The sequence below is a fragment of the Sphingosinicella sp. genome, from assembly GCF_052387495.1.
Taxonomy (GTDB): domain Bacteria; phylum Pseudomonadota; class Alphaproteobacteria; order Sphingomonadales; family Sphingomonadaceae; genus Allosphingosinicella.
In genome coordinates this window covers 1-6,881 of record NZ_JBQTJC010000205.1, presented here as the reverse complement: position 1 = coordinate 6,881, position 6,881 = coordinate 1, and the positions used below count along the sequence as shown (strand labels likewise).

Below are 6,881 nucleotides of genomic sequence, written 5' to 3'. Positions count from 1 at the left end.
CGCACGAGACATTGATCTGGGCGAGCCGCAGCGAGGACAGCCGCTACACCTTCAACTATCGCGCGATGAAGGCGCTGAACGACGAATTGCAGATGCGCTCGGACTGGGTGATCCCGATCTGCGCCGGGGCGGAGCGGGAAAAGACGGAGGGGGTCAAGTCACACCCGACCCAGAAGCCCGAAGCCTTGCTCTACCGGGTACTGCTCGCCTGCACCAACAAGGGCGACGTCGTGCTCGACCCCTTCTTCGGCACCGGCACCACCGGCGCGGTGGCGCGGCGGCTGGGGCGCGAATGGATCGGGATCGAACGCGAGAGCCGCTACATCAAGGTCGCCCGCGAGCGGATCGCTTCGACGCTGGCGCTGGACGAGAGCGCGATGCGCACGATGGGATCGCGCGCCACTCAGCCGAAAGTGCCGTTCGGGGCTTTGATCGAGACCGGGCTGGTGGCGCCGGGCGCGGTGCTGACCGATTCCAAACGACGGTGGCGGGCGCGGGTCGGCGCCGACGCCTCGATCGAGCATGACGGCCAGCAGGGCTCTATCCACAAGATCGGCGCGAGCGTGCAGGGCGCGCCCTCGTGCAACGGCTGGACCTTCTGGCATGTCGAGGAGGCGGGCGCGCTCGTCCTGCTCGACACGCTGCGCCAGAGCTATCTCGCCGCGCGCGCCTGATCTAGAGGGCTGGCATGGCCCGGACCTATCTCCGCCCGACCGGTTTCATCGACGCGCCTTTCGGCCATGATGGCAAGTTCGCGCGGCTCGCGGGCGGGCTGCAATTCTTCGCCAGCGTCGAGATCATCCGGGAGAATAAGGCGGAGCTGGTTCCGGTCGCCGGGATCGAGGAGAGGCTGGACGAGGCGGAGCGCGCGGTCTGGGCGCGGCTGACTTCGCCGCGGCCGACGCTGACGCTTGGCGAACGCGTCGTGCGGCTCGATCAGCCGCAGGTGATGGGCACTTTGAACGTCACGCCCGACAGCTTCTCGGACGGCGGGGTGCACGAGGACGCGGACGTTGCGGTCGCGGCGGGACACAGGATGGCGGCGGCGGGGGCGGCCTTGGTCGACGTCGGCGGCGAATCGACCCGGCCGGGCGCAAAGCCGGTCTGGGAGGGCGACGAGGCGGCGCGGGTCGAGCCGGTGATCCGGCGGCTCGCGGCCTCGGGCACGGCGGTCTCGGTCGACACGCGCAAGGCGGCGGTGATGGAGACGGGGCTCGCGGCCGGGGCGGCGATGGTCAACGACGTCTCGGCGCTGACCTGGGACCCGCGCGCGGCGGAGGTGGTCGCGGCGGCGGGCTGTCCGGCGGTGCTGATGCATCACCAGGGCGATCCGGCGACGATGCAGGACGACCCGCGCTACGACCGGCCGGTGCTGCTCGAAGTCTATGACTGGTTGGAGGCGCGGATCGAGGCTGCGGTCGCGGCGGGGATCGATCGCGCCAGGATCGTCATCGATCCGGGGTTCGGCTTCGGCAAGACCGTCCAGCACAATCTCCAGCTGATGAATGGGCTCGCCATGCTGCACGGACTCGGCTGCCCCGTAATGGTCGGCGCGAGCCGCAAGCGGACGATCGGCGCGCTTTCAAATGAGGCGCCGGCGGATCAAAGGCTGGCGGGCTCGCTGGCGCTGGCGCTCAAGGCGGCGGAGCAGGGCGCGCAGCTCATCCGCGTCCACGACGTGCCCGAAACGCTTCAGGCGCTCCGCGTCTGGCGCGGGCTTCGCGACGCGGCGCTGTCCCCGGCGTGACGTCGCGGCGATAGGGATCGCCGACAAAGACGACGCCGCCGCGCGAGGGCAAAGCGGTGAAGTAGGCGATGTAGACCGGCACCGGCTCGGGAAGGTCGACGCGCTGCTCGGGCGCGCCGCTCGGGCGCGGGACGCGGCCGTTGAACAGCCAGCGCTCGAGCCGGCCCGCATCTTCGAGGCGGACGCAGCCCGAGCTGAAATGGCGGTCGGTAGGGCGGAACAGGCCGCGGTGCGGCGTGTCGTGGAGGTAGATGCCGAGATGGTTCGGCATCATGAACTTGATCCGGCCCATCATATTGTGTGGGCCCGGCGTCTGGCGGAGATTCACCAGACGGCGGCCGGCGGCGACGGCGCGCCAGTCGACCCGGTGGGGATCGAGGCGGCGGGCGTTGGGCGACCAGTCGGAGAGGACCTGGAGGCGCTCGCGCGCCATTGCACGAGCGCCGCCGCGGGCGCGCTCGCGGATCAGGTCCGGAGGCAGGTTCCAATAAGGATTGAGCGTGGCGTAGCGGATCAGCCCGGCCATGACCGGGGTCGGCATGGCGCGCTTGCCGACGATCACCCGCATCGCATCGACGATGCGGCCATGCTCGATCATCCAGAGCCGCGCCGAGGCGGTGTCGACCAGGATGTAGCGTCCGTTGGGATGGGCGGGAATGGCGCTCGCTCGCTCGATATTGGCCTGGATCAGCCGCTCGTAATGCGATGCGCCGTGGTTGAGCGCGGCGACCGTGGCGGCGTCCGCATTTCCGGTGACGGGAAGGCCGTGGACGCGCTGGAATTCGCGCAAGGGGATGCCGCCGAGGCGCCGGCGCAGCGCCTCCGCGCTCGGGCGGCCGGGTAGGTGGATCTGCGGCAGGCGCGACCAGCCGGCGCGATAGGCGGCGAGGCCGCTTGTGAGGCCTTCGACGACCGGGTTGATGCGTTCCACGGCCTCCAGATGGGCGGCGAGCGACGGCGCCTCGGCGGCGACCTCCAGCGCCTCGCCCGTCCCGGGCGTCTCGGGCGCGAGGCCGGGATCGATATAGCGCATCGTGTTGCGCTCCGGCGCGCGATGATAGGTGCGGACATAATCGGCGAAGGCGCGGCTGAGCAGCAGGTCGGCGCGGGTGAGGCGATGCGGATCGCCGCTTCGCGCCGCCGCCACCGCTTCGCGCAGGTTCGGATCGTCGCGGCCGGCCTCATCGAGCATGGCGAGGAGCTGCCCGGCCTCGGGCCGCAGCGCGGAGCCGGTCACCCAGAGCGGCGCGAATCCCCGGTCGCGGTAGAAGCCGGCGATCTCGTCGCCGACGTCGAGCGGCGCGGGCGGCGCGGCGGGCGCGACGGCGCTCGCCTGCCGCGGCGCGCCAATCGGCAGCAGCAGCGCGAAGGCGCCGGCCAGAAGAACCGCCCGGACGAGGCGCACGGGGTCACGCATGGTCCTGCCCTAGGACGAGGCGGCGAGTTCCTTCAACAGGTTCGGACGTCCTGTCCCGCGCTTGCACAGGCGGCGGGCAAGCCTTGCGCGGGCTTAGAGCGAATAGCCACCGTCGCTGACGAGGCAGGCGCCGGTCGTGAAGGCCGAGGCGTCGGAGAGCAGGAAGGCGATCTGGGCGGCGATCTCCTCCGGCTTGGCGTAGCGGCCGAGCGGGGTCGACATGCCGCCCAGCGCCTTGAACGCCGCTTCTTCGCTCCCAGTATTCTTCACGAGATCCTCGAAGAAGGGCAAAGCGGTCCAGATCGGGGTTTCGACGCCGCCGGGCGCGATCGCATTGACCCGGATATTGGCGGAGGCGCCTTCCTTCGCGGCGATGCGGGCGAGGTGGATGACGGCGGCCTTGGAGGCACCGTAGGCGGCGATGCCGGGCTCGGCCTTCACCCCCGCGGCCGAGGCGGTGAGCACGATCGCCCCGCCCGCTCCGCCGGCGCGGATCGCGCGCATCGCCGCCTGGAGCGTGAGAAAGGCGCCGTCGAGGTTGATCGAGAGCACGCGGCGCCATTCCTCGAAGCTCAGCTCCTCGATCGGTGCGCCCGCGCCGATGCCCGCGTTGACGACGGCGTGGGTGAGACCGGTGAGGTCGGCATTCCCCCACAGGTCCGGATCGGCGACGTCGCCGATCAGCATCTGGCGCTCGCAGGGCAGCGAGAATGCGAAGTCGCGCAGGCGATCCTCGTCTCGGTCTGCAAGGATCAGCTTGCGGGCGCCGCCGCCGGCGAGCTCGGAAGCGACCGCCGCGCCGATGCCGGAGGCGGCGCCGGTGACGAGGATGATTGCATCGGTGAAGTCGGACATGGCGGCAGCTTTAGCGATCCCCGTTCGTCATTGCGAGGCGCGAAGCGCCGCGGCAATCTAGAGACTGGATTGCTTCGCTCCGCTCGCAATGACGATGAAGAGCGTGATCGGCTCAGGCAGCTATTTCGCCGATGCCCAGCTCGCCGAGCTTGCGGTAGAGCGTCGAGCGGCCGATGCCGAGGCGGCGGGCGACTTCGGTCATCCGGCCGCGATAGTGGCCGATGGCGAGGCGGATGACGTCGGCCTCGATCTCCTCGAGCGGGCGCAGATTGCCGTCGGACCGGTAGAGGGTGACGCCGGGGCCGTGGGCGAGCGCGGACGTGGCGGATTGGCCGCTCAAGGGCTTGGCATGATAATCGTCGGAGCGCCGGCCGTGGAGCGCCTCGGTCGCGATGTGCGGGAAATCCGAAGCGGTGAGCGCATCGCTCTCGCAGAGCACGGCGGCGCGGAACAAAGCGTTCTGGAGCTGGCGGACGTTGCCCGGCCAGCCGTAGGACATCAAAACGGCGAGGCCGTCGTCGGTAATCGAGAGGTGGCGCATGCCGGGCTGCTCGGCGATCCGGCTGAGCAAATGGCGGGCGAGCGCGGGAATGTCGCTCTGGCGGTCGCGCAGCGGTGGGATCGGGACGTGGACGACGTTGAGGCGATAATAAAGGTCCTCGCGGAAGCGGCCGGCGGCGACCTCGTCGGCGAGGCGGCGGTTGGTCGCGGCGATGATACGCACGTCGACCGTCTGGGTGATGCGGCTGCCGACGCGCTGAATTTCGCCGGTCTCGAGCGCGCGGAGCAGCTTCACCTGGGTGTCGAGCGGGAGCTCGCCGACCTCGTCGAGGAACAGGGTCGAGCCGTCGGCATCCTCGAAGCGGCCGATATGACGGTCGAAGGCGCCGGTGAAGCTGCCTTTCTCATGGCCGAACAGAACCGATTCGACGAGATTCTCGGGGATCGCGCCGCAATTCACTGTGTGCAACTGCTTCTTGCCGCGCGGGGAGGCGGCGTGGATCGCCTGGGCGATGATCTCCTTGCCCGAGCCGCTCTCGCCTTCGATCAGGACGGAGACGCGGGCGCGCGCGGCCTTGGCGGCGACCGCGAGCGCGGCGCGGAAGGCGGGCGCCGAGCCGACGATCTCCTCGAAGCCGAGACTCTTGGCGATCTTCTCGGAAAGCGGGCGCAGCTCACCCGCGCTCTTGCGGCGGTCGGTCGCGGTGTTGAGCGCGGCGAGCAGCCGATCGGGCGCGATCGGCTTGACCAGGAAATCGGAAGCCCCGGCGCGCATCGCGTCGACGGCGCAGGAGACGCTCGACTGGGCGGTCAGGACGAGGAGGGGCAATTCGGGCTTGAGCGCGCGGATCTGGCGGATCAGCTCGGCGCCTTCCTCGCCCGGCAGCCAATGATCGAGCAGGATCGCATCGAATTGCGGCTCCTGCGGATCGGCGAGCATGGCGCGGGCGGCGTCAAGATCGTTGGCGCCGCGCACCCACCAGCCGGCACGCGACCCGATCGCAGTGATCAGGCGCCGCTGGGCGGGCTCCTCGTCGATCAGCAACAGGCTACGGGTCGGATCCGGCCGCATTCATGTCCCCTTCGTCCGAAAGCGGGACCAGATAGACCGGATTGGGTAAAGGGGGGCTTAAGAGGAGATACCAGCGGAACGCCTTGCTCTCGGCATGAGACGCTTGGTAAGGGTGCTCGCGACACAGGGCTTAAGAGGGATCGGACATGGCTGCCACGGGCGACGCGGAACGCGAGGTGCGCACCCACGCCAACACCTATCATTTCTTCACCGGGCTGATGAAATGGGCGACCTTGCTCAGCTTCCTGGTGGCGATGCTCGTCATCTTCGTCATCGCGAACTGAGCGGGGCCGCGGGGGGTGAAGATCGCGGTTCTCAAGGAAAGCGAAGCCGGCGAGCGCCGGGTCGCCGCCACGCCGGAAACGGTCAAGAAACTGGTCGGGCTCGGCGCGACGCTCGCAATCGAGACGGGTGCGGGCGAAGCCGCGAACATCGCCGATGCCGATTATGTGACCGCGGGCGCCGTGGTCGGCCCGCGCGGCGAAATATTGAAGGACGCCGACGCCATCCTCGCCGTGCAGGGGCCGGAGCCGGGCAGTCTCGACGGCGCGAAGGCCGGCGCGTTGCTGATCGGCGCGCTCAATCCCTTCGGCCAGCGCGAGCGGGTCGACGGCTATGCCGCGGCGGGCGTCGAGGCGCTGGCGATGGAGTTCCTGCCGCGCATCACCCGCGCGCAATCGATGGACATGCTGTCGAGCCAGGCCAATCTCGCCGGCTACAAGGCCGTGCTCGACGCCGCTGCGGAATATGGCCGCGCCTTCCCGATGATGATGACCGCCGCCGGCACGATCGCCGCGGCGCGCGTCTTCGTCATGGGCGTCGGCGTCGCCGGCCTGCAGGCGATCGCGACCGCGCGGCGGCTCGGCGGCGTCGTCTCGGCGACCGACGTGCGCGCCGCGACCAAGGAGCAGATCCAGAGCCTGGGGGCGAAGGCGATCTTCGTCGAGGAGGTCGCGGGGATCGAGGGCGAGGGCACGGGCGGCTACGCGACCGAAATGTCGGACGAATATAAGGCGGCGCAGGCCGCGCTCGTCTCCAGCCATATCGCCAAGCAGGACATCGTCATCACGACGGCTTTGATCCCGGGGCGCCCGGCGCCGCGGCTGATCAGCGACGCGCAGCTCGCGACGATGAAACCGGGCAGCGTGATCGTCGACCTCGCCGTCGAGCAGGGCGGGAATGTCGAGGGCAGCCAGGCCGGTGAGGTGGTCGAGCGGCATGGGGTCCGGATCGTGGGGCACAGGAACGTGCCGAGCCGGCTCGCGGCCGACGCCTCGGCGCTCTATTCG

7 protein-coding genes are annotated in these 6,881 nt (G+C 69.9%); 4 read left to right on the top strand and 3 right to left on the bottom strand.

Translation table 11 applies throughout. The features are described from left to right. The coding region (locus tag ACT4N8_RS11545; protein WP_444858272.1) for a site-specific DNA-methyltransferase at positions 1-674 on the top strand (674 nt) is incomplete at its 5' end. A gap of 14 nt (positions 675-688) precedes the next feature. Then, positions 689-1,747 (top strand): dihydropteroate synthase, encoded by a 1,059-nt coding sequence (gene folP, locus ACT4N8_RS11540; RefSeq protein WP_444858271.1) that lies wholly within the window; start codon positions 689-691, stop codon positions 1,745-1,747. Here folP and ACT4N8_RS11535 read toward each other — a convergent pair. The 3 genes from ACT4N8_RS11535 to ACT4N8_RS11525 form a co-directional block, all read right to left on the bottom strand. Further along, positions 1,662-3,164: a L,D-transpeptidase family protein gene (locus ACT4N8_RS11535; protein ID WP_444858270.1), complete on the bottom strand. Its 1,503-nt coding sequence runs from the start codon at positions 3,162-3,164 to the stop codon at positions 1,662-1,664. The genes folP and ACT4N8_RS11535 overlap by 86 nt on opposite strands. Positions 3,165-3,257: 93 nt before the next feature. Further along, positions 3,258-4,019, bottom strand: a complete 762-nt coding sequence (locus ACT4N8_RS11530) for an SDR family NAD(P)-dependent oxidoreductase (RefSeq protein WP_444858269.1) — start codon at positions 4,017-4,019, stop codon at positions 3,258-3,260. Between the two features lie 112 nt (positions 4,020-4,131). Then, the gene (locus ACT4N8_RS11525; protein ID WP_444858268.1) at positions 4,132-5,592 is read right to left on the bottom strand and encodes a sigma-54-dependent transcriptional regulator; all 1,461 of its coding nucleotides are present in this window, start codon (positions 5,590-5,592) and stop codon (positions 4,132-4,134) included. A gap of 146 nt (positions 5,593-5,738) precedes the next feature. Here ACT4N8_RS11525 and ACT4N8_RS11520 point away from each other — a divergent pair, with 146 nt between their 5' ends. Together ACT4N8_RS11520 and ACT4N8_RS11515 are read left to right on the top strand one after the other, a co-directional pair. Further along, on the top strand, positions 5,739-5,876 hold the full coding sequence (locus tag ACT4N8_RS11520) for an aa3-type cytochrome c oxidase subunit IV (protein WP_444858267.1): 138 nt from the start codon (positions 5,739-5,741) through the stop codon (positions 5,874-5,876). Positions 5,877-5,891: 15 nt separating this feature from the next. Next, positions 5,892-6,881, top strand: a 990-nt coding sequence (locus ACT4N8_RS11515) for an NAD(P) transhydrogenase subunit alpha (RefSeq protein WP_444858266.1), incomplete at its 3' end; no start/stop codon positions are given.

Excerpts from the sequence above, each read along its gene's own strand:
- folP (WP_444858271.1), top strand. The coding sequence starts at position 689 with ATGGCCCGGACCTATCTCCGCCCGACCGGTTTCATCGACGCGCCTTTC.
- ACT4N8_RS11535 (WP_444858270.1), bottom strand. The coding sequence starts at position 3,164 with ATGCGTGACCCCGTGCGCCTCGTCCGGGCGGTTCTTCTGGCCGGCGCC.
- ACT4N8_RS11530 (WP_444858269.1), bottom strand. The coding sequence starts at position 4,019 with ATGTCCGACTTCACCGATGCAATCATCCTCGTCACCGGCGCCGCCTCC.
- ACT4N8_RS11525 (WP_444858268.1), bottom strand. The coding sequence starts at position 5,592 with ATGCGGCCGGATCCGACCCGTAGCCTGTTGCTGATCGACGAGGAGCCC.
- ACT4N8_RS11520 (WP_444858267.1), top strand. The coding sequence starts at position 5,739 with ATGGCTGCCACGGGCGACGCGGAACGCGAGGTGCGCACCCACGCCAAC.